Annotated in this window: 8 protein-coding genes; 2 read left to right on the top strand and 6 right to left on the bottom strand. The window is 45.7% G+C overall.

Annotation, left to right across the window (positions count from 1 at the left end):
* Together JIN82_RS05540 and tnpA are read right to left on the bottom strand one after the other, a co-directional pair.
* Window positions 1-233 (bottom strand): IS3 family transposase (locus JIN82_RS05540; RefSeq protein WP_200310074.1); only part of this gene is annotated, 233 nt, incomplete at its 3' end.
* 8 nt (window positions 234-241) lie between these two features.
* Entirely contained in the window at window positions 242-577 is a 336-nt protein-coding gene (gene tnpA / locus JIN82_RS05535) for an IS66 family insertion sequence element accessory protein TnpA (RefSeq protein WP_200310073.1), read from the bottom strand.
* A gap of 1784 nt (window positions 578-2361) precedes the next feature.
* On the opposite strand from tnpA, the gene JIN82_RS05530 reads away from it, so the two are divergent.
* Window positions 2362-2721, top strand: coding sequence for a hypothetical protein (locus JIN82_RS05530; RefSeq protein WP_200310650.1), 360 nt, complete (start codon window positions 2362-2364; stop codon window positions 2719-2721).
* A gap of 81 nt (window positions 2722-2802) precedes the next feature.
* A complete protein-coding gene (locus tag JIN82_RS05525) occupies window positions 2803-3114 on the top strand; it encodes a hypothetical protein (RefSeq protein ID WP_200310649.1) in 312 nt (103 codons plus the stop codon).
* Between the two features lie 196 nt (window positions 3115-3310).
* On the opposite strand, the gene JIN82_RS05520 is transcribed toward JIN82_RS05525, so the two are convergent.
* The 4 genes from JIN82_RS05520 to JIN82_RS05505 all read right to left on the bottom strand — a co-directional run bounded on the left by JIN82_RS05520 (window position 3311) and on the right by JIN82_RS05505 (window position 23848).
* Window positions 3311-4030, bottom strand: a complete 720-nt coding sequence (locus tag JIN82_RS05520) for a FadR/GntR family transcriptional regulator (RefSeq protein WP_200310648.1) — start codon at window positions 4028-4030, stop codon at window positions 3311-3313.
* 592 nt (window positions 4031-4622) lie between these two features.
* Window positions 4623-5723, bottom strand: a complete 1101-nt coding sequence (leuB, locus tag JIN82_RS05515; RefSeq protein ID WP_200310647.1) for a 3-isopropylmalate dehydrogenase — start codon at window positions 5721-5723, stop codon at window positions 4623-4625.
* Window positions 5724-5916: 193 nt separating this feature from the next.
* On the bottom strand, window positions 5917-14919 hold the full coding sequence (locus JIN82_RS05510) for a tetratricopeptide repeat protein (RefSeq protein ID WP_200310646.1): 9003 nt from the start codon (window positions 14917-14919) through the stop codon (window positions 5917-5919).
* A gap of 16 nt (window positions 14920-14935) precedes the next feature.
* Entirely contained in the window at window positions 14936-23848 is an 8913-nt protein-coding gene (locus JIN82_RS05505; protein WP_200310645.1) for a tetratricopeptide repeat protein, read from the bottom strand.
* Between the last annotated feature and the right edge of the window lie 3 nt (window positions 23849-23851).

Here is a 23851-nt window from a genome sequence, read left to right as displayed (position 1 = left end):
ACGGTATTTTCAGAGCACTTCCAGCCTCTGGCCTGTAGCTCTTTAGTCATTCGAGGCGAGCCATAAACCTTAAGGTTGTGGTCTTTATGTATGGCTTTAATTTCTGCAAGCAATTCTAACTGAGTGCATTTTCTCTGAGTTGACGGCTGGCTAACATAGTACCTATAACCAGCTCTTGAAACGCCGAAAGCTGCGCACAGCTCTAGCTCCGAATAGTTACCCTGATCCTTCATTTTCTGAACTAGCTCATATTGTTGTGAGGATCGTTTCCCAATATGAGCGCAGCCTTTTTTAGGATTTCTTCACGGCGCTGTGACTTGGCTAGCTCTTGGCGCAGCCTCCTAACTTCCTCAGCTAACTCTGCGACCGAAGCCTCCTTGGGGACTTCGTTCATGCCCTCGCCTGAGGCTCGGTCACTCTCTGCGTCCCCAAGGAGCTTCTTTTTCCAGGCATAAAATTGGCTGGGCGAGATTTGGAAGTCTCTACAGATTTGGGTTACGCTTTTTGCACTACTCAGAAAGTAATCGATGACTTCCTGCTTAAATTCTTCGCTATGTCTTCTACGTGGTTGTGTCATGGTCTCTATGATTTCTTGGTATCAATTAGGAGACCTGCTGGCTAGTATTTTGGGGAAGTTCACTACAGCCAGACCTAGACTAGCAGATAGCATAAGAAAAGGAGAGCATGCATTGACTCCAGCTAGATTTATTTGCATCTATCAAGCTGGTGGCTAGTGATGAAAAAAGGTCTAAAGGACCGAGAGACTGCAGTCAGACCCAGACTAGCAGATAGCATAAGAAAAGGAGAGCATGCATTGACTCCAGCTAGAGTTATTTGTATCTATCAAGCTGGTGGCTAGTGATGAAAAAAAGGTCCAAAGGCCCGAGAGACTGCAGCCAGCCCCTGACTAGCAGAGAGCATAAGAAAAGGAGAGCATGTCAGCGGCTCCAGCTAGTTTTATGCATCTATCAAGCTGGTGATATTGATGACAAAAGGTCTAAAGGACCGAGAGACTGCAGTCAGACCCAGACTAGCAGATAGCATAAGAAAAGGAGAGCATGTCAGCGGCACCAGCTAGAGTTATTTTCATCTATCAAGCTGGTGGCTAGTGATGAAAAAAGGTCTAAAGGCCCGAGAGACTGCAGCCAGATCCAGACTAGCAGATAGCATAAGAAAAGGAGAGCATATCAGCGGCACAAGCTAGATTTATTTGCATCTATCAAGCTGGTGGCTAGTGATGGCAAAAGGTCCAAAGGACCGAGAGACTGCAGTCAGACCCAGACTAGCAGATAGCATAAGAAAAGGAGAGCATATCAGCGATTCCAGCTAGATTTATTTGCATCTATCAAGCTGGTGATATTGATGAAAAAAGGTCCAAAGGTCCAAAGGTCCAAAGGACCGAGAGACTGCAGCCAGCCCCTGACTAGCAGATAACATAAGAAAAGGAGAGCATGCATTGACTCCAGCTAGATTTATTTGCATCTATCAAGCTGGTGATATTGATGACAAAAGGTCCAAAGGCCGAGAGACTGCAGCCAGATCCAGACTAGCAGATAGCATAAGAAAAGGAGAGCATGCATTGACACCAGCTAGTTTTATGTATCTATCAAGCTGGTGCTAGTGATGAAAAAAGGTCCAAAGGACCGAGAGACTGCAGCCAGATCCAGACTAGCAGATAGTATAAGAAGAGGGGTGCATGTCAGCGGCACCAGCTAGTTTTATTTGTATCTATCAAGCTGGTGGCTAGTGATGACAAAAGGTCCAAAGTACCGAGAGACTGCAGTCAGACCCAGACTAGCAGATAGCATAAGAAAAGGAGAGCATGCATTGACTCCAGCTAGAGTTATTTGCATTTATCAAGCTGGTGCTAGTGATGACAAAAGGTCCAAAGGACCGAGAGACTGCAGCCAGATCCAGACTAGCAGATAGCATAAGAAGAGGGGTGCATGTCAGCGGCACCAGCTAGATTTATTCGTATCTATCAAGCTGGTGGCTAGTGATGAAAAAAAAGGTCCAAAGGACCGAGAGACTGCAGCCCAGTCCAAGGCCGGGCTGAAAGCCCAACGCTGGTCTGGGTGATAAGTCGCCAATAGAGTAAAAGCCCCAAAGGGGCGAGACAATGCTCGCTCGTTCAAGTTGGATAGCTACTCGTTGCTAACTGACGAGCGTCTATGGTATGCGTCAACTGGCGGTGACTTGGTGCCGAGCTAAGTGCAAAAGCGGTGCTAAAGCACGCGCACTCTAGATGCTTCATTAGATCTATAGCCAGCACGCTAGTTTGTGAGTCTATCGACTAGAGCGATGAAGTAACTATGATAAGCGATTAGGGACCCGCTAGGTTCTTGCTAAAGTGGCTTTGTTATGAACTATCGATTACCAACACTAGCGATTTTGACCACACTAACATTAGTAAGCTGTACGAGTCAGAACCCGAACGAGCTAGCCCCCTTGCATACGCTGAAGCCTGGCGTGTGCTCAGAGGGGACCTTGTGCAATGCTCAGCTGACTCGCGATGCTTCAGCTGGAGTTAGGCAGCTGATGGGCGGCGATAAAAAGGTGATGAAGTTTGTTTTGCAGCAGCCCGTCGGGCCCGTTGGCGCTATGGCGTGGCGTGAGATTTGGATCTACGATCCCGATGGTAATAAACAAATGTTGGTGATGACATTCAGGGAGGATGGTGCCGGCTCGGCTGATTTTTCGATTGAGAAAATGAACAAATAAATCCTAGCCTTCAACCTAGCCGCTAACTGCTAGGCTGATTTTCTATCTGCGATGGCGGGTTTCGTAGGGATTAGCTTGTTTGTGTTAGTTGATTTTGCTAACAAATGGGACATGAGTGAAAGCATACCATGCAACGAGGAGCCTAAGCAAGAGATCGTAAAGCTTGTTCAGCAGGTCGAGTTTCAGCGTTCGTGGGCTCATACGGCTCTGCTGGTATTTGGTTATTTGAGCATAGTGCTGGGAGGATTCAGCTTTTTTGCAGCCTTTGTCAATCCAGCTGCCATTGTGCTGGCTTTTGTTTTAATTTTTATAGCTCTAGTGATGCTGGCTCTGTCTGAGATCTTGGATAGGCTGGTGCTTTCTGAGCTAGCAAATGGCCGGCGTGTCGAATAGGCTGCTGGCTATCTTTTTTCTAGCCAAGGCTCTAGCAATTCAGCTCTCGGCGCGGAGACCAAAAAGGCCAGCAGGAGATTTCTCCGGCTGGCCTTTTTTTGGTAACGTTGGGTTAATGATGATTTTTAGCTGACCTTGCGGCCAGAACTATCAGCTGGTTAGTGTGTGAGTGTTCCAGCTGAATAGTTGGGGGCAGTTAGTTCTTCTCAATGCTCTCGAGGTCGAGAGTGGTGATAGAGTTATTGAGGTGAAGCTCAACATTGGCCACTGCTGCAGCTACGTCTGCGTTGCGGATAGATTCGAAGATGGCTTCGTGCTCAGCGAGAATGCGCTCACGTGCTTGTGTGCCTTGTTCTGCCTCGTAGGTGTATTTGGCAAATTTATCAGCGATTGGGCGCAGGGCCTCGAGGATAGATGCAAAGATTTTGTTTTCTGTAGCGGAAACGAGTGCGAAGTGGAAGTCGACGTCGGCTGCTGCAAAGGCGTCCAGATCGTTGATGTTAGCGCGCATGGTTTCTAGCGCTTGCCAGATTGGGCTGAGTGCTGGAATGTGTTTCTCCTTAGCGAGTTGTCTCACGGATTCACTTTCGATCATTTGGCGCAACTGGAGGAGTTCAAGCCAGTCCTTAGAAGTTTTGCTAGTACATGAGTAGAAGCTTAAGCTGTCACGCAGATGATCTAATGAGCCGTTACATACGTAGCTACCACTACCAACGATGGTCTTGATGTAGCCCTGTGCTTTGAGCTGCTGCATGGCCTCGCGGATCACGGTGCGGCTAGCTGAAAATTGTTCACATAGCTTGGCCTCTGAGGGTAGGCGCTCTCCAGCCTGAAGTGCTCCAGACATGATTTGGTGGCGGAAATGGGAGATGACTGGGCCGCTGCTGTATGAGTCTTTAGGTTTGATAACTTTCATTTTTGAAGGACTGTTATTATAGTTAAGGAAATTGACAAGTTTCTTTTCTATTTAAAATTCATTATTATTTAACATCGTGTAAAGCTTTATTCTGTATGACTTTAGCACCGCCTTGTGTGATGGATTATCTTAATGAGTTCGTATTTGAAATGATCTTGCGTGTTGCCTAATTTTACGGCGAGAAAGTGACGAGTATTCACGATTTACGGAATTAAGCTTAATTAATCCAAACTTACCTAGTTTGATTTTGCATCAACGATTACCGATTAACACAAAATCGATCTTACTGGTAGAGATGGGTGTCGCTTAGCTTTTGATACTCTGCGCGTAAAAGGGGATACAGTTACGATTTCAGCTGCTTTCCAGCCGCTGCCGTCTATGTGTAATACCATTCATACACAATGATTTGACATATAAAAAATACTTTTTTCAATTAAATGCATTTTGTTGCCATTGGGTCGGTGTGATCCCTTGCTACCAGCTAGATTTACCCTATCAGCTATCAGGCTAGCGGAGTTTTGGAGGCAAAAAAAATCGTCCACACTGAAAACCAGTGCGGACGATTTGTTAAATGCTAGATGAATCTGTGAGACTAAAGAGCAGCGATGATAGCAGCACCCATTTCGGCGGTGCCCACTTTTGCTTCGCCTGTAGCACCTGTGAAGATGTCGCCTGTGCGTTTGCCGTCAGCAATTACACTAGCTACAGCGTCGTCGATGGCCTTAGCGGCATCGTTTTCACCGAATGTGTAACGCAGCAGCATAGCCAGTGATAGAATTTGAGCGATTGGGTTAGCTACACCCATGCCAGCGATGTCTGGAGCTGAGCCACCTGATGGCTCGTACATGCCGAAGTACAGGCCGTCGTCATTCTGCTTGCCAAGGCTAGCAGATGGCAGCATGCCGAGTGATCCTGAAATCATTGCCATTTCGTCTGATAGAATGTCACCAAACAGGTTTTCTGTAACCAGAACGTCGAACTCACCTGGACGGCGGATCAGCTGCATAGCTGCATTGTCAACGTAGAGGTGGGAAAGCTCAACTTCCGGGAACTCCTTAGCAATCTCGATAGCTGTCTCACGCCACAGGACTGATGTGGTGAGTACGTTAGCTTTGTCTACTGAGCATACGCGCTTGTCGCGGCCCATAGCAGCGGTGAAGGCGATACGCAGGATGCGCTCGATTTCAGGCTTGGTGTAGATCATGGTATCAAAGGCAAACTCAGTGCCTTCTTCGTTAGTACCACGCTTCTTCGGCTGACCGAAGTAGATGCCACCAGTGAGCTCGCGCACACAGAGAACGTCAAAGCCATCGGCGATGAGCTCTTGTTTCACTGGAGATGCGTGAGTGAGTGCTGGCAGACAAACGCCAGGGCGAAGGTTAGCAAACAGACCGAAGTGCTTGCGCAGTGGCAGAAGAGCGCCACGCTCAGGCTGATCGTCTGGAGGTAGTGTTTCCCACTTAGGGCCACCTACGGAGCCAAACAAAATACCAGCTGACTGCTCACATGATTTCACAGTAGCCTCTGGAAGTGGCGTGCCTGTGGCATCGTAAGCTGCTCCGCCCACCAGTTGGTGGTCGAGCTCGTATGAAAGATTGAATTTAGCGGATACGGCATCGAGGACCTTAATGGCCTCATCCATAACTTCTGGACCGATTCCGTCACCTGCAAGAACTGTAATGCGCTTGGACATGCGGCCTATTTAGTGCGCCCATCGACAAATGCCAAATCCAAATGGTGAAAAAGTGATGCCTTAGCCACAAATACCTCTAGCTGAGTAGAAAAATCCAGCCAGCTGCGGGTTCATCGCTAGATGATAGGGCAAAGCAGCCAGCTGGATGGCGGATGATCCAGCTGGCTGGTAGATTCAGGGATTTTGTTATGATTTAGTTATTTGCGCCTTTGGCTTCTTGCAGCCAGCTTTCGGTATTTTTGTATAAAGAATCCTTCATGAACTGATTCCATAAGTCTTCTGGAATGGCGCGAGCGTAATCTACCGCTTCCTGATAGCGCTTCTGATAGTACATGGACTCGGCAACAAAATACATGTGGCTGCCAAGTTGCTCGTTATCGCCAGCGGCCTCAGCTAGCTTGACGCCTTCGCGGAAACAAGCCTCGGCTTTTTTGTGTTCGCCAAAGTCCTTGTAAACCTTGGCCTTGTTAATCATCGCGTCGCCATTGGGGTTTTTGTCCACACTGTGGCCGTAGTCGTACAGCTCTAGCAGGCTTTCTTTTGGCAGTAATTTCTTCGTTAGGTAGAAATTAAGCCCCGTATAACCATTCACTGACATGTAGTGTATTTCAAATAAATCATCACTAACTCCGTCGATGAGCTTCTTGAAGATCTTCACGTGTAGCTCACGGTTTTCTTCAGCGAGTAGCTTGTGGCCATTGTAGCTGGCGTGAGCTAGCGGCATCAGCTGATAGAAACCGCGGAGGTATTTGGTTTTGCTATTCTTGTGTTTCTCCATCTCGTCACGAAATGCCGTGTAGGCACTCGGCTGATCTGAGAATAGGTAGCACAGTAGATAGAGAGTGCTTGGCAGTGAGTAGTTGCGGTACACAGAGTACGAGCGCGAGCTCAGCACCGTGCGAGCAAATGGTTCTAGCAGTTTTTGATAGTCTGCTAGCTTTTCTTTGTCGTCGCTGAGAATGGCATCGTATACGCCCGTCTGCAGCTGAGCTGCTGCGGCGTATAGCGGGGTAATGCACGGGCGATTATTATTGGCCTTGGCTGCCGCATTCATGGCCCTGAGGTCTTTGCTGATTTGCTCGAGGTTTTCATCTTCAGCTAGCTTCTTGAAATACAGCGCAATGACGGTGAAGTAATCGTCTTTCCATTTTTCGTTGAAATCGTATTTCACCTGCACGAGCAGCTTCTCCATCAGCTGGGGGATTGCTGGCTGCAGCGCGTCGTATAAATCGCCATCTAGCTCTTTGCTAGTTTTCTCAAACTCATAGGCATAGAACATGTTGCTGATCAGCTTGCACGCTTCATCCGCATTGTAGTGTGAGCTGTCTAGCAAGTTCTCAGCTAGCTTCACACGTCGTTGTTTGTCGTCTTGCTTGGGCTGCTGGGCTTGATCAATGCTATCGCCGCGCAGGCTCACCAAGTCACGTAGTAGCTGGCGTTGTTTGTCATTTGGCTTGAGCGCCACGAAGCCATCTAGGCCAGCTTCTAGCTGCGCGTCGTACAATCCGATAGGGGATTTGAGCACATCTAGCACTAGTTCTTTTTTGCTGTTGATGCTCCACAGTTTGTGCGCTTCTTCCGCCTGTCCGTGACGCAGGAGTAGCATGGTCACATACGGGTTATTGCGGTAGTAGCCGGTGTGAGATTTGATCGCCTCGTTCACTAGGTTCTCGTCTCCTGAGGCTAGCGCTAATGCTAACAAGCTTTGCTGCAGGCTGTAGTATGATTTGCTATTGCGGTAGTTGCTGCGAACGCTGCTAGACTTCCGTTGGAGACGGAGTTCTTTTTTCAGCTGCTTGTACAGCTGCGCGTAGCGCTCGTCTTTTTCACTTGGGCGGTAGTTGAGCAGGATGTTGTGCAGCGATTCGTAGGCGTAAAATTGATCACCATAATCAAATCCGGCTAGACTATCAACCACACTAGCGATGGCAAGTTGGGCAATTTGCGCATGGTTGAAAATTTCCCCTCCATCAGATGCTAGGTTGTGTGTGAGGATGAATTTTTCCTCGGGAGAATCAAGCAGCTGGTAGGTTTGTTTGACATATTCTACTGCGTCTTGCCCCCAGTTAGCTGGCATGAACTCAATGTTTTTACACAATACCGCAGCGGTGATCGCGGTATTGACTGCTGAATCCGATTCTTTAGCGAGCTCTTTGAGTTTGGCAATCGTCTTCAGCTGGAAATCAAAACTGCCCTTGGTATCGTAGAGGAACGTTCTAACCATGCTGAGAATCATTGTGGATTGCAGCTCCGCCGGAAGCGCTGAGTAATCAGCTATCAGCTGAGCCAGTTGGTCTAAGCGTTCGTCATCTGTTTTGTTCTGATCGAAGATTACAGTGTAGATGGTCTTCACCTCAGCCGCTGCCGCGGCCGTGTCTGAGAAGCTTAGCTTATTACCTTTCAGCGGGTCAGTTTGCAGAATGTCGTGTAAGTATTTGAGACGGTCACCAGCCTGGCGCGCTGGATAGCTGCTCACTAACTCACGCATGTCGTTAGTGTACTTGTTGTTATGGTGAGAGCCTAGCAATGGATGATAGTAATTATCTTTCTCACGGGCATTTTGGTAATCTCTGCTGAGCTTGAGCAGATGACCGGCTGTTTTGGTGAGCAAGTCGCGATCACTTTCCGCTAGCTGGTTGGTGTATTTCTGCAAATCACTGATATGGCCCTTTAGCTCGTCATCATCGTCTACTTTGTTGTACAAGAGCATTTGGGCAATTTTGTCTTTTGCCTCGGTTTTACCCAGCTCGACTAACTGGTGGATGACCTTCTTGGCCTTATCGCTGTAGCTAGCAGGAATCTCTAAGGTATCATTTCCTGATAATCCCAAACCGTCTCTAATCAAGAAATGGTAGGCCCAGAGCCCTACAACCGAATCCATCTGCGCAAAGATATCGGCGTGGTTTTCTAGCATAGACAGCAGCGCCGCTTGCTTTTTCTCATGGTTGTCGAACTCAGTGAGGCATAGCGCGCGGACAATGAACTGAGTTTCCGCACTTTTGCCTTCTGCGGCAGCGAGCAGGTCTTTCACCTGAATGCCTTCACCTTTGTCATTGCGGCGGATTTTTTTCCTCAGCTTGACAATGTAGCTCTCTAGCGGATTGGTTTTTTCATCCTTCTCTTGGGCAATCGCTAAGTATTTGGCCGTGCTTAAATTAGTTATTTGATGAAGTACAATATCCTCCACCAGATCATCTGCAGTTTTGATAGAGTCGGTATTGAAGGAGCTACTTATTTTTCTAACTGAATATTCTAATGGTTGGCCTGTATCGTGAAGGACTCTGAGGATGGAGAAATTGTAGTAGCCTGAGGTGTCTTCATTCAGCTTCGCCATCAGCTTAAGAAATGCAGCTTTCCTCTCATAGTGGGAAACTTGGCCTTGGCTATAGGAACTATTATCGCTTCTCAGGTAGGCGGCTAGATCTGTTTGGCACATCGCCAGTGAGTGGGCGAGTTGATTCAGCCATGACTCTAGTTCGCTCTCAGAGAGATGGTCCGCTAACAGAGGGAAATAGCTAGCTAGATTTTGTAGTAGTGAAGAATAATCACCGTCATATTTTGATTTTACATTCGCCCTATCAGAACGAACTAAGTAGTCATTGACCGCTGGGCTCAGGTGAGATTTTTCCGCGCAGATTTTCAGCATGATACCAGATAGTCCTGCTATCTTCTTATTGTCTTTATTGGAAATGATAGTTTGCAGCATCGCCTCAAGTTCACTGGCTTCGGCATTTAATAATCCATCTAGTTGCCCTATAAATGCGGCCGCTTTAGCGTTAACTTTTTTGATCTGGCTGAGTTCGTCGGAGCTAACAATAGGTCCACCATTTTCTTGAGCTTCGTCAATGAGGAAGGCGAGCGGTAATTGCATCAGCGATTGAGCCTTGCCTCTAAGGTAGCTATTGCTGGCAACAGAATCTGCATTTTTTAGCGCTTTGAAATGATTTAATAGAGCTGGCAAAGCGACTTCTCTGTTGAGTTGGTCGAGTGTACCTGTATTAGCATGCATCGCATGCAGGGCATTGAAGCTCGCTTCCGCTAGGACGGGCTGCTTCATTGTTGCTAACAATAAATCAATGAGGACGCTCTGATACTGCAGATTGATTTCCCTCTCTTCGTCGTTTTTGCATTTTTCGAGTTTTTCTATATAATCGTCAGCTAATGGAGATAAAAGATCGTATTGCCATTTTCGTGAATTATAAAAAAGCTGTCGATTGAGATTTTCATATGCATAGACAAGCTCTCGCTGACCTTGGTTATTTTTGCCATCAGTCGAGTCGAAATAGTTTTTATAGATGGTCAATAGCCTGAAGAATTGATGATGGGTATCTCCCTCGCTGCTAGCTCTTAATAAAAGGTCTAAGAGCTGGGCTAATTGCCAATAACTAGAAAATTGCAGTCTTTTATGTACGATTTCACCAGCTAGTTCGATATCTTCATCTTTGATTAAAAAGAGCCAATTGGCTAACAGTTCATGGTCCTTGCTGCCAGTGCGAACTAAGGAGCTCATCTTCTGATAGGCCTCGTCATTTTTAGCTAAAATGAACAGCCCAATTGCATCATCAGCCTGTTTTCTCTTTGACGAGCTTTCTCCAGCTGTAATCGACTTGGTGAGATGTTCTTCTAGCTGATTTTCTTTTACCAATTCCCGGAAGGCTTTCCTGTCCTTCATGGTAGAGTGTTTGATACTGCCCCTAATGAGAGCTTTAAACCTTTTGTTAGCGAGTCGCTTGATTTTATCTTCTTTGCCATCGCGAACTGCATCAATGAACTCTTGTTCATAATTCATGGTTTGGGCCGATGAGTAATTATTCTGCTGTTGTTGGTTTTTGGCAGCAAATTGATCGGCCTCGCGATGGAGACCAAAATGGTCTAGCAAGGTGATCAGTTGTTTTTTATCATCGCTTTGCTCAAAGCGAGATTTGCGTAATCTCAGAGCCGCTCGTTTTGCCTCAATGAGTTCGGCGCCTCCTTCGTATTCGCCGTCATCTATCATCGTTAGCCCTAGAGCTACCATGTTGCCGTCGATCTTCTTACGTTGATCGCTTTTCAGCGGTTGATAACGTGCTTTTTGTAACAGCTGCATGGCTTTGTCATATTGTTCTTGTTTGGCATAATAGCCAACTAACAGCATGATGTCGCCTAACTCCCATTGGTGATTCTGCTCAATCTCGGCAATAATTTTTTGTTCTAACTCCTCGTTGCCTTGTGAACTCGCAAGAAGCAGCTGCAGTTGCGGCTCAATTTCTACTTCAGCTGGAAATTCAATCTCCAGCTCGCTCAGTAGGGTTGGCTTCTTGCCTCCTATATTACTGACATTATCTGCAAGCAGTTTTTCATCTGCTAATATCCATAGGTGCGGAGGCACTTTTGACCCTGACTTCGGCGGGTAAGCTGGCAGCGCGATGAGTGCTTCGCGGTAGCCTGTCATGATTTGGTACTTCCACGGGTAATATTGGTTGGATTTCCTATTAGCGAGGAAATGCTGATAGACTTTAGTGGTTTGTACCATATAATCAGCCAGCAATTTTTCACGACCTGGCTGCGCGCAATGACCTAGAAGGAGAAGCTCGTCGTGCCAATTCGCTAGGTGTTGGTAGTTTTCTTCATGGGCAAAGTCTTTGAGGATTTCAGTAATGAGTAGATCACGAATGTCCTCCTGAACGTCTTTGTTCATTAGATGATAGGGGGGCGCTAGCTGAGTGACTTTTTTATCTTCTTTAACCTCGTTATTTATATGATCTTGATGCTCTTGTAGCGTTTGTTGCCATTTTTCTAAGGAGTCTTTGTCATCTGAATAATATAGCTGCATCCAGCGCCATTCATGCTCGAAGGACTTCAAATCATCTTTGTGTTTGTCATCAATGCTAACAATTTTATAGTATTCGAAACACTTTTTTATGTCGATTTCCGCAGCGTTTTGTATCCGTTTTCCATATTCAAATGATGAATCTTGCTTTTGAAGCCATTTAACCATCGCTCCTGTGTGTTCGGGGTTAAGCTCTAAAAATTTTTGTAATTCATCATTTTCGAGACTGTTTGCTAGGTATCTGTATGCTATCAGGGAGCGGAACTCGACTTCCTTAAACCCTTGTTGCTCCAATTTGCTTATCCAGCTTGCTTTTTCACTATCATCAAGTCTAGCAATACAGCTGAGGATAGCTCCTACTGATAACCCATTTTTCTCGAATAGGTGGCCTGGCAGTTGGCCGTCAAAAATTCTGCCTCGACGGTTTTGTTTGTTAGGCATGATATGATATGCCCTCCAATCAAAATTCGTATTGTCAGTAGCCGTGATTGGGTTCGTATGGTCACCCAGCCATCGTTTCCAGTATTCTTCTTCTTGTATAGCTGTTGCGTTTTCGATTTCTTCGTTAATCTGTAAGGTGCCCAGCAGTTGTTCTATTGTATCATCATAATCAGATTCATAGTAGAGCAGCTGCGCCTTGAGAAACGATAGACGATAGTCGTTAGGAAATCTTAACAGTGCGTCGTCTATGAAGGTGAGCGCTGCTTCGATTTCGTTTGAATTGGCGATGGCTAATGTGGCTTTTTCTAACTCTCGAGCGTCAGCCGATTGGACACCGTGAAGTTCTTGCAAGATGGCGAGACCTTTTTCTCCCTCTTCGTTCTTGAGGTAGAGCTCAGCGAGCTTTTGTTTGCTGCTCTCGCTTTTGTCGATTTTTATCGCACGTTGCAGTGTATTTTCAGCTCTATCAATATCGCCTTCACGTTCTTCTAGCTGGGCGATGCTGTGGAGAATTTTGACATCGTTAGGTTTTAGTTGAGCCGCTTCAAGCATGGCCTTACGGCGCTCTTCGTAGTCTTCGTTGAATTGATAGATTGCAGCTAGCGCTAACAATGGCTCTACAGACTTGCGATTGCCACTACGTTTTTCTTGGAAGGTGGCGATGAGATCATCCATGCGCCCTTGCTCTTCAGCCACTTTGGCGATGTCTTGCACCAGTTTCAGTCGGTCATCCATCTCCTCAGAGCGCTCGTACATGTTCCAGTAGATACGCTGTGCCTGCGCGTATTGGCTGTCGCGCTGATAGATTTCAGCTAACTTCATCAAGATGGCGTGATTATCATCGGAGAATTTCTGGCTGGCTCGCTGCAGCACGACAATGGATTTTTCCCAGCCTACTCGATGCATGTGTAGATCAGCTTCTAGCAGCCAAGGTCCTTGTTCGCCTGGAGCTAGTTGTTTCCATGTCTCGATATGGGCAAGCGCCTTTTCCCTCTCATCGAGTTGGCGATAGAGAGTGACTAAGCGACGCAGATAGATGGGGCGTTTGCCATTAGGTTTTTCTAGGATCGTTTCTAATGATTTCGCAGCGTTGGTATAATCTTCGCGGTTTTCATAGAGGTCTGTTTCGGCAAGGATACCGGTGATCTCATCTTGCTGGTGGATTTTCTGAACCTCTGCGAGTGATGCTTCAGTCTCGCCATCTAGCTCGTAGAGCTGTGAGAGTAACCAATGTTGAGCAATGCTAGGATTTTCTAGCTGTTTGAGCTGGTCAATTCTTTCAGTTAGGTCTTGCGCGCGCATGGCGACTTTGCAATTGAGCAAGACGGCCTGGCGCATCTCGTCAATGTGCGAGCTTAAGGTTAAAACAGTGTTAGCCCAAGTTGTTGCGGATTCATAGTCTTTCTGGGACAGCGCCTGATTGGTGACGTAGGTCGCAAAGTTGATGTCTGTATTGAATTCGTCAGCGCGTTTTTGTAGTAGCTCGTAACTCAATTTTGCCTCTCCAGCAGTGCGCAATGTTTGTGTCTGGCGCATCACCGTATCGCGAGTTCCTGATTCTATCATCTCCGACCAGATAGTGATGGCCTCATCTCGACGATCCATGCTGAGTAATAAACGAGCATGGGTATCACGGCATTCTAGGCTAGCTGGAAATTTCGCTATCGCGTCAACAAGTAGCTTGTCTGCTGATTCAGGAAGTTTGTACTGACGAAGTAGTTCAGCTGCCGTTAGGTAGGCATTTTCACTGCTGTCGTTCAGTTTGATGTATTCTTGTAAGCTAGCTTCGAGCTCGGCTTTTTGGCCAGCTTGCTGTTGCACTCTAGCTAGCGTGAGCCACAGCTGTGCGTCTTCAGGATGGAGCTTTATCAGGGATTTTATTTCCACTAAGGCGTCGTCGAATTTCTCCGCATTCAGTAGAATCTCGATCAGCTCTTCACGGTTGGAGCGGTCGCCTGGTGTGATCTTGAGAATCTCTCTGAGCAAAGTTTCAGCCTCGTCGTGACGCTCTAGCTGGGAAAGTAGCTGGGTGTGGGCTTTTTTGATGCCGACACGTTGTGGATGTTCACTTGTTAGTTTCTCGTACAGCGTTACCAGTGACTCAAAGTCGTCATCTCGGCGGAAAATTTCATGTAGCTGGGCGAGGATTTCCCGTTCCAGCCAGCTGCCTTCTCCTACGCTGTCGAGCGTGCTGGTGTAGGTATCAATGGCTTTTTGCACGTCTCCAGACCGTTGATAGATGTCACCGCGGCGCAGTGTGTGCAGAACTTTCTGATAGGCGTCGCGGGTTTGTTTCAGCTGGATGTCTGAGGTGGCTAGCGCTTGCTCGAACAGCCCTTCGGCAATTTGCGCTTCAAGGATGTTTTCTACCAGTTCCTCGTCACTAGCATCGGTTTTCAGAATTTCCGTCCAAGTCTGCTGTGCTTCTTCATAACGACCGCAGCGGGCGAGGAATTTCCCCCTCAGCTGGAGAATTTCTAACTTGTCATCGTGTTCAGCAGTTTTGGCGGCGATATCGAGCTCGGCGACGGCGGCATCAAAGGCGAGTAGCTTGGCTAGAGTTTTCGCCTGTTGGATGCGGATCGCTTGATTCTCTGGATGATCTACCAGTGATTTTTTGAGCACCTCTAGGGCTTTATGGTCTTCACCTTGGCGCTGGTAGAAGTAGGCCAGCAGCAGCTGGCTAGCAGGGGATTTGTCATTTGCAGCTTCAATGAGATAGGCCTCTAGCTGTTGGTTTGAGTGAGTGTCTAACCATGCATCACAAAAGCGATCAAAGACGTGGCCTGAATTTGGTCGTTTGCTCAGAACCTTGTGGTACTTAGCTGCTTTGGCATTGATTTCAACTACCTCAGCTGGCTGGTCAGCTGCCTCTTCAGCTTGAGCGATTGATAGGCTGGCAAATAGAAGACTAGATGATAGACGAACAAAGAGTTTTTTATTCATAGTGTGTAGATGAGGGTTATTTGATTTCTTGTTGCCACTTACTGACGACAGTTTTGAGTTTATTCTTAACTAACTTATTTCGATGATCCTCAGGAATACTCTGAGCATAATCAATGGCGGCTTTTGTTTGCCCTTGTTGCTTTAGACATTCGGCAATGCTAAACATGAACAAGCCAATCTGGTGTTTGTTATTCTGCTTTTGCGCGATTTGCAGCGCTGATCGATAGCTAACTTCTGCTTCAGAATAACTGCCGTTTCTGCTATATATTTTAGCTTTTGCGTTGTGTAGATCAGCGTTGTTAGCATCCAGAGTGATTGCGTAATCGTATAGCTCAATGACGAAATCGCTAGGTAGACAACCCCAGCTTTCATAATATCTCAGACCTCTATAGTTGTGAGCTGGTAAGAACTTTTTATCAAACAAGCCATCATGGGATGAGCTGATGAGCTTTTCGAAAATCTGCTTACACAGCTCTCTGTTCTTTTCAGCAAAGAGTTTGTCGCCCTTGTAAATTGAGTTGGCTAAGGCGAGATAGGTATAGGTTCCTACGACTTTATCTTTTGTATGCTCTTCATGTGCCTTGACTAATTGGCTAAACTCGTCGGCGTGGTTGGTATAGGCACAGGCGATACCGTAGAGGGGAACGGGTAATACCCATGCTCTGACATAATAGTAGCCGTCAGTCATGCATTGTTCAGCTAAAGGTTTAAGAATAATTCTAAGCTTCTCAATAGCGGCTCTGTCATCTGCTAGAATAGCATCAAATAGGCGATCTTGTAGAACATAGTTCGCAGCTATCAATGAATAGTTCAGGTGGTAAATTTTTTGTTTTTTATTCTCAGTGTTGATAGCAAGTACGGTTTCGACGTACTTTTCCTCACCTTGAGTGAGTAAAATGTCTTTAAGTGCTATGCTTACGGCAATTTTATTTGAATTGCCGCGCGTAGTTCTTATACCGCCCTTGTATTTATCTAGCTCATATTGATAGATCTCTTTAGAAATGGCTAAGAGTTTGTCGCAGTTTTTGTTATCTAACCTGGCTGAATTCTCATTGTATGGATAGAGCTTCAGACTATTCATCAACGTCTTTTTGGTATCTATCGAATATGGTGCGGTAGCCATTTTACCTTCGATAAATTCTTTGTGTATAGCCTCATAGCCAATCGACGGCTGGGTATCCGCATTCAATCCATGAGCCCTAATCAAGTAGTAGTCACGCAGCGCGTGGCGGTTAAAATCGTCTGGATCTAGCGCAACGAAAGCCTCTAGTGATTTTTCTAGGTCGCTATCTAAAAGGCCAATGTTGGAGCCTGTAATCGTTAGGTTGAGCTGCTCTGAAGAGTTCCAGTTGCCCCAGATTTTATGTGCTTCAGCCACTAGACCGTGACGTAACAGCAGGCAGGTGACAAATTGATTATTCTGCAGCTTAGCTGGGCTATAGGCTGATAAGACGTACTTGACATCATCTTTATCTCCGCTTGCTAAGGCCAAAGCTAGCAGGAAGTGCTCAGCGCCTGCATAGTCCTGATTGTACCTCACAGCCGAGCTAGAAGACGATGACCTTCTATTATTGCTGCGCGCTTTACGAAGCTGCGATTTGGTTTGCGTGAAGAGCTGTGCGTAGCTCGTCTTATCCTTAACCTTAGCATTGTTTAGAAGTAATCGAGTGATAGATTTTGCGCTAACAGCGTCTAGCCCCTGAGCTGTCACTTGCTCCATTAAGATAGATTCTGCAAGCTCAGCAAACTTGTCATAATGGAAAATGTCACCGCCTTCATCAGCTAGAATCTGGGTGAATAGCAAGCGATCTTGTTTGTTATCAAAATACTCGTAAAAGTGAGAAACATGGCTCACGGATTTGGCGCTCCATTCAGGACCGTAGTTTTCTATCAGGTTAACTAGTATGCCTGTGCAGAGGGCTCGTCTAATTGGAGTATCTTTTTCAGCGAGTTTTTGCTCACAATAATTGAGATATTCCTCTTGTATATGAAGGCATACGCCGACACGCTCGAGATAGTACCTCATGAGAATAAGAGCATTTAGTTTTTCATTTTCTGGAGGTAGCGCCTCATAGAGCTCGACAACTTGCTCGAATTCGCGCATGCGTCTCCACATCGAATAGCTACTACCGTGGATAGCATAATTGAGTGTTGCAATCTCTTTACCAGCCGCATGAATCATGGCGAGGTTTAGCTCAATGTCAGCAGCTGAGGGGTCATTTAACCACTCTGAGAGCATCTGAGCGTGTGTGCCAATTTGCTTAGATTTCACCGAATTAACAATCTTAGTGATCGTATCGGCTTCATTATTCTTTTGGTATTGACCAAATATCGGATGACCGTAGTCATCTAATTTAATTTCAGAGTCAATTTTTCTAGCTGAACGCACGAGTTTTGAAGCCATGCTGAAATAGGCCTGCTTGTCTTTTTGGTATAAGCTGGAGGCGCCTTTTTCAAAGGTATTCAGTGTGCTCTCTAGCTCGCTCTTAGTAAATAATTGCTCTTTTTCTAATAGCTCACTGAGTTGCTCGCCTGACTTTTCATTAGACTTGTTGAGTAGGGCGTGGAGGCAATTGCTAGCTTCGGGTGTTAGCCCCTTAAGGTTCGGCTTCGATTTAATATCTATAGCTTTAGTTAGGATAGAGCTAGTAAACCAAATGGTACCTTCAGCTGAAAGTTTTGACAGGTGCTGATGGTGAGCATTCATTAACTCTACTACCCAGCGCTGTTTCTTCTTGGAAGGTGCTTTTGTATAAAGACATACGCAGCGGAGGAAGACTTGATGATGCTCAGCTTGTTTATTCAGTTCTGATTCTATCAAGCTCTTATTGACTAGCTGCGAAGTTGTTACTTGGTCACCTATATGATCTAGATAGAGATCGATGCCGTAATAAGCGGAGGCTCCTGAGCCAGCTATCATGAGCTCTTCATCAGTGAGCATTTCTCCAAAACCAGCTGTGTCATAGCTAGCTAGAAGTTCATTAAGTGTGGTGAATTGTTGACTAGGTAAATTCTCTGAGAGTTCATAATGGCTTAAGATCTTCTTAGGTATGCCTAAATCTATCAGCAGTCGGTGAAAATTCGCGTTTTCAGCTAGGCTGTTGGTGTGCTGGGCAATTAATGAGAGCCATTCCGTTAGCATGGAGACTCGCTGGTAATCTGTGATTTTGTTCTGTTGATAGTCATTTTTTCTCTCTTCAGCTAGAAATGCGCTCATATCTTCACGCGGGAGAATGATGTTCTCTATTACCTTTTCTAGTAATAGGCGCATGTCATCACTATTACTCGGTAGATGAGAAGCAATATAGGAAGGTGATTGTGTTTGAAGCATTTGAGAATATTGATGCATTCTCATTTGGTTGGACTTAATCTCACCGTAGTTCATCCATAAGCCCTCCAGTGATTTGCTGCGCTGGCCTTTTGCTAGACATAGTTTAAGCGCTAAATCACTTTTGGTATCTGAACCGCTATAGTTTAACTTATCGTTAATATTTGCCTTCAGATAGGCTTCGAATTCATCATCGTTAGCATCAATTTTCTCAATAGCTTCTATCAGAGCCTTCGAGTATGGTTTGTTGCTGCGGGTAATTTTTTCTAGATGTTCAGCAGGGAAGGCTTGATCTGAGCCTGCTTGAATAGCTTCAGCGAGCAGATATTCTATTGGTGTCTTCCCTTTATTAGTATCTGACGAGCTGTAGTAAGCATAAGTATTGCCTTGGTTCTTTTGTATTGATGTTAGGTGTGCCAATTGTGCTATTTTGATGTCTAGCTGATCGAGTTCACTAGTGGCTATTAGGCTGGCATGATATTGTTTGAATGCATCTTTAGCGGAGCTGCTGAAGTTCATGCAGAGTTTGAGGAAATCTCTGCTAATTTTAAGTTTTTGCTGTCGCAGTTCTAGTTCGTCTTTATTATTGGTGATTAGGTATTCACTGCTTAAGATTGAAGGAACAGTTAGGTTGTCGTAGCGCAAGCTCGTAGTGAAGTTTCCAATCAGACGATTAGGCCAGCTAGCTTGGATTCTGTTATTGGATTTCTGTTCCAGCTCTAATGACTCGACACAGACTTGGGTAATGTTCATCCACTTCTCCAAGCTTTCATCTTCGGCTCGATCAAATGCTGACTCTAGCATTTTAGCGAGTGAATCATGCTTACTCCTCTGTATGCGATTCACGATAATCTCAGCCGCTTCAGAGGAGCGATCCGTTGGCAGCATAATCACATAGCGAAGCAATAGGTCTTGGTCTTTGCTACCTTCCTTAATGATGGGATCGAGTTTTTCGAGCGCTTCCTGACGTTCTCCCAAAAGATCTAATGTTAGTGCGTACTCAACGACTTTTTGATTAGAGCTATCCTCGCTTGGGTGCATGAATTTTTTGACCTTATCCTCAAGCTTTCGCTGCTGGATAAATTTGACCAAATTCTCCTGCCTTCTAGAGTATTGCCAATCGACATTGGCTTTTGTTAATAGACGCAACTCGCGTACAATGAGACGCTTTAGCTTGTCTTGGTTCTTGTCAGCCAGTGCACTTTCGAGCTCTTTAATGAGATCTTGAGTATTTGTTTGTGTATGCTGACGACTACTTGAATACGAATTCGATTTTGGACTATTTTTGATCGTTTCTAGATCGGCTTCTTTTTGCAGCCCAAATGATTCAAGTGCTGAGATAAGATAGTTTCTGGCCTCAGCGTTTGCCCACCGTTGGCGTCTAAGCCTGAGAGCAGCTTGTTTGGCTCTATCAGATCTGCTGGTGAAGTTAGGCTCATCAGACTCTTTGAGTTCTAACGCTATGGCGACAATCTGTTGATCTAGCTGTTTACGTTCGGCTCTAGTTAAGCCTAATTGGTTAGCCTGAATCAGTAAATCTAATGCCTTTGCTCGATCACTTTTGCAGTAGTAGCCAGCCAGGTATTGGTAATCAGAAAAGCTTAGTTTTTCTGAGGACTCAAGGGCTTCGATTAATGATTTTGTAAGCGACTCATTTTTATAGAAATGGGCTAACAAAAGCTGAAGCCTATCTGATTCAACCTGTCTAATCTGTATTGAATTTAAGCTCAGCTCATTCAGTGATACGTCACTGTAGTCACCCATATTGAAATAAGTAGATTGCTCGTTTTGCTGAATTAGGCCTAGCAAAGAGAGGGGGAGGTTTGTAATGATTTTTGGTGGAAACTCAGGAACTGAGAAGCCATTAGTATTGTGTCGTGACCTATGCGAAAACGGATTTTGGTTTGCCGCTTTCTTCGCATCATATTCATGCAAAATATTGTTCGTGAGGGCGATGAAGTCATCTGCGTTTTCTGTTTCGATAGCTAATAGGAGGCTGTTAGTAATCAGTTGAGTACGCATGAACCAGGAGATAGTTTTTCCCTCGTTGTTTAAAGCAATTTTGAGAGCGAAGTCGTTGATTAGTGAGCGGACCTCGGTACTGAGTTCTCTTGTTTTTGCCTGACTTGTGATGAAAGTGAATGTCGTAGCTAGGGCATCATGATCGACTTTTTCTAAATCGATATCATTTAAATACATTTTCCAAGCCAAGGGATTGTTTTGGTCTTCACCATAACATAAAAAGTTACCAGTTAGCATGATGCGAGTATTGGTCGGCATGCCATCAAGGTGCTTATTCACGTAGGCTAAAAACTCTTCGTCTATCTGTCCTTCTTTAAAGGAAGCCATGATGATTTCAAAGCTTGCCGCGAGAGCCAGTGCTACGGTCTCCTCTGGGTGTGCTAGAGCGAATTCTTTCAATGAACTAACATCTCCGCTATTTGAATGCCACATTTTCATCAACTCACGGCGCAGATCTAGTTTATATAACCCTTCAGCTTTTAGATTTTTTGCCAATTGGCTAACTTTCTCATCATCAGTTTGTTCAAGTAGGAGTATGATGCCTGCTTCTGCAAAGGCATCTTTTTCTTTTAGGCTACCTGGAAGCGTGCTTAAGCTAGGGCCTCCTTGTCTATTAGACCGATTATTGAAAATTAAGCGACTCAGAGAGTCGTAGACGATGTAGTCCTCAGATGTACCAGTGAAATTAGCCATTTGTTGACTTTGCTCTTTGAAAGAAGCATCACTAATTAGTGGCGTTAGCTTGTCGATTTCACTTTGTATAGCGCGCGCTTCAAGGAGGGATTGAATAGCCAGTTCTGGTTCCGCGAGTTCTATTTGAAGTTTGGCCTGCAGGAATGCTAGGCGATAGTCATCAGCATGTTGGATGCGGTGCTCAGCCAAATAATTTAAGGCTAGCTCGTAATCACCATTACTGGCGATAGATAGTGTTAGTTTCTCAATTTGCCTCGGATTAGAGTCGAGTCCAATTTCCAACTCATGTAATATGCCAATGCCTTTTTCGAGCTCATAGTTACGCATGTATACCTCAGCTAGCAGTTGTTTGCTTTTGCTAGATTTATCTACTTTGATCGCTCTGTCTAAAGTCTGAATAGCGCGTTCAACATCACCTTCGCGCTCTTCGATATCTGCGATCAGATGGAGGATTTTGACGTCATCAGGGCGCAGTTGAGCTGCCTCTATCATGAATTTCCTGCGCTCTTCGTAATCTTCATTGAAGCGATGAATTTCGGCTAAGGCTAAGATAGGTTCAACGGATCTTTCATTAGATTTACGTCTTTCGGTGAAACTTTCTAGCAGCTCTTGTGTCTGTCCCATATGGTCGGCTACACGCGCTAGAGAGGGGATATAACTCAGCTTCTGGTTTGATGTTTCAGCCTGTTCGTAGAGTTTCCAGTAAATACGTTTAGCGTTAGCAAACTGTGCGTCACTTTCATATACCGATGCGAGCTTGTTATTGATGTCTGCGTTATCGTCTGAAAATAGCAAGGATGCCTTGGCCAAAGTACTGACTGCTTTTTCTAATTGATTCTCTAGCTGGTAAATCTCAGCCTCTATAAACCATGGGAATTTTTCTCCAGGAGCGAGGATTTTCCATTCTGCTATATGGCTCAAAGCAGCCTCGTGATTTTCAATGCTACGGTAAAGTCTAACGATCTGTTTTATGTATAGTGGACGTTTTCCTTTTGGGCTAGCGATTAGCTGTTCGAGCACCTCGCATGCGAGTTGGATTTCATCGCGTTGTTCATAAAAGTCAGCAGTCGCCAGGAACGCAATGGTTTCATCTTGCTCTCTGATACGCTGAAGTGTCTCCAATGCTTTGCTTGATTCAGCTTGAAGTTCTTGCAGCCTTGCTAGCAGCCAGAGCTCGGCAATGCTAGCTGAGTCGATATTCTCGAGGTGATTGATTTCAGCTAGCTCCGCATCAGCTTGCACGATTACTTTGCTAGTTAGAGCGACTGATTGTCTTATTTCGTCAAAGTGTTTTGCTAGTTTGAGCACTCGGTACGCCCATATTTTTGCGGAATCTAAATCTTTTTGTTGTCGTGCTTGATTACAGACGTAGCTGGCAAAGTTGATGTCGGTCATGAACTCGTCTGCCCGCTTTTGTAGTAACTCGTATGAAAGTTCAGCTTCTCCGATTGAGCGTAAAGTCTGAGTTTGACGCATCACTGTATCTTTGGATCCAGTGAGGATGAGGTCCTGCCAAATGGCGATAGCTTCATCTTTCCTATCAAGCTTGATTAGAAGCCTAGCGTAGCTTTTTTTGCATTCGATGCTATCTGGGTATTTCTTAGCAGCTGCAGTGAGGTATTGTTCAGCTTGCTGAAAGAGCTCATATTTAACCATTAAGCTTGCTGCCGTCAGGTAGCTGTTTTCACTATGATCTTCCAGTTCGAGGTATTTCGCCAAACTCGCTGAGATCTCGTCAGATTGATTCGCTAGATGATAGATGTTTGCTAGCGTTAGCCATAATTTTGAATCATCTGGTGCAAGCTCTAAGAGGGCTTTGATTTCAGTGATCGCTTCATGGTACTTTCTTGCTTTGGCTAAAATATTGATGAGCTCTTCGCGGTTGGAGCGGTCGCCGGGTGTGATCTTGAGAATCTCTCTGAGCAAAGTTTCAGCTTCGTCGTGACGCTCTAGCTGGGAAAGTAGCTGGGTGTGGGCTTTTTTGATGCCGACACGTTGTGGGTGTTCACTTGTTAGTTTCTCGTAAAGCGTTACCAGTGATTCAAAGTCGTCATCTCGGCGGAAAATTTCATGTAGCTGGGCGAGGATTTCGCGTTCCAGCCAGCTGCCTTCGCCCACGCTGTCTAGCGTGCTGGTGTACGTATCAATGGCTTTTTGCACGTCCCCAGAGCGTTGATAGATGTCACCGCGGCGCAGTGTGTGTAGCACATTCTGATAGGCATCGCGAGTTTGTTTCAGCTGGATGTCTGAGGTGGCCAGCGCTTGCTCGAACAGCCCTTCTGCAATTTGTGCTTCGAGGATGTTTTCTACCAGTTCCTCGTCGCTGGCGTCGGTTTTTAGAATTTCCGTCCAAGTCTGCTGAGCTTCTTCATAACGACCGCAGCGGGCGAGGAATTTCCCTCTTAGCTGGAGGATTTCTAACTTGTCATCGTGTTCAGCAGTTTTGGCGGCGATATCGAGCTCGGCGACGGCGGCATCAAAGGCGAGTAGCTTGGCTAGAGTTTTCGCCTGTTGGATGCGGATCGCTTGATTCTCTGGGTGGTCTATCAGCGATTTTTTGAGCACCTCTAGGGCTTTATGGTCTTCACCTTGACGCTGGTAGAAGTAGGCCAGCAGCAGCTGGCTAGCAGGGGATTTGTCATTTGCTGCTGCAATGAGATAGGCCTCTAGCTGTTGGTTGGAGTGAGTGTCTAACCATGCATCACAAAAGCGATCAAAGACGTGGCCTGAATTTGGTCGTTTGCTCAGCACCTTGTGGTACTTGGCTGCTTTGGCATTGATTTCAACTGCCTCGGCTGGCTGGTCAGCTGCCTCATCAGCTTGAGCGAGCGATAGGCTGGCAAATAGAAGACTAGATGATAGACGGACAAAGAGTTTTTTATTCATATT

This window comes from Persicirhabdus sediminis, assembly GCF_016595495.1.
In the GTDB taxonomy this organism is placed as follows: domain Bacteria; phylum Verrucomicrobiota; class Verrucomicrobiia; order Verrucomicrobiales; family Akkermansiaceae; genus Persicirhabdus; species Persicirhabdus sediminis.
This window is presented reverse-complemented; position numbering and strand designations above follow the sequence as displayed.

Excerpts from the sequence above, each read along its gene's own strand:
- tnpA (WP_200310073.1), bottom strand. The coding sequence starts at position 577 with ATGACACAACCACGTAGAAGACATAGCGAAGAATTTAAGCAGGAAGTC.
- JIN82_RS05510 (WP_200310646.1), bottom strand. The coding sequence starts at position 14,919 with ATGAATAAAAAACTCTTTGTTCGTCTATCATCTAGTCTTCTATTTGCC.
- JIN82_RS05520 (WP_200310648.1), bottom strand. The coding sequence starts at position 4,030 with ATGAAAGTTATCAAACCTAAAGACTCATACAGCAGCGGCCCAGTCATC.
- JIN82_RS05530 (WP_200310650.1), top strand. The coding sequence starts at position 2,362 with ATGAACTATCGATTACCAACACTAGCGATTTTGACCACACTAACATTA.
- JIN82_RS05505 (WP_200310645.1), bottom strand. The coding sequence starts at position 23,848 with ATGAATAAAAAACTCTTTGTCCGTCTATCATCTAGTCTTCTATTTGCC.
- leuB (WP_200310647.1), bottom strand. The coding sequence starts at position 5,723 with ATGTCCAAGCGCATTACAGTTCTTGCAGGTGACGGAATCGGTCCAGAA.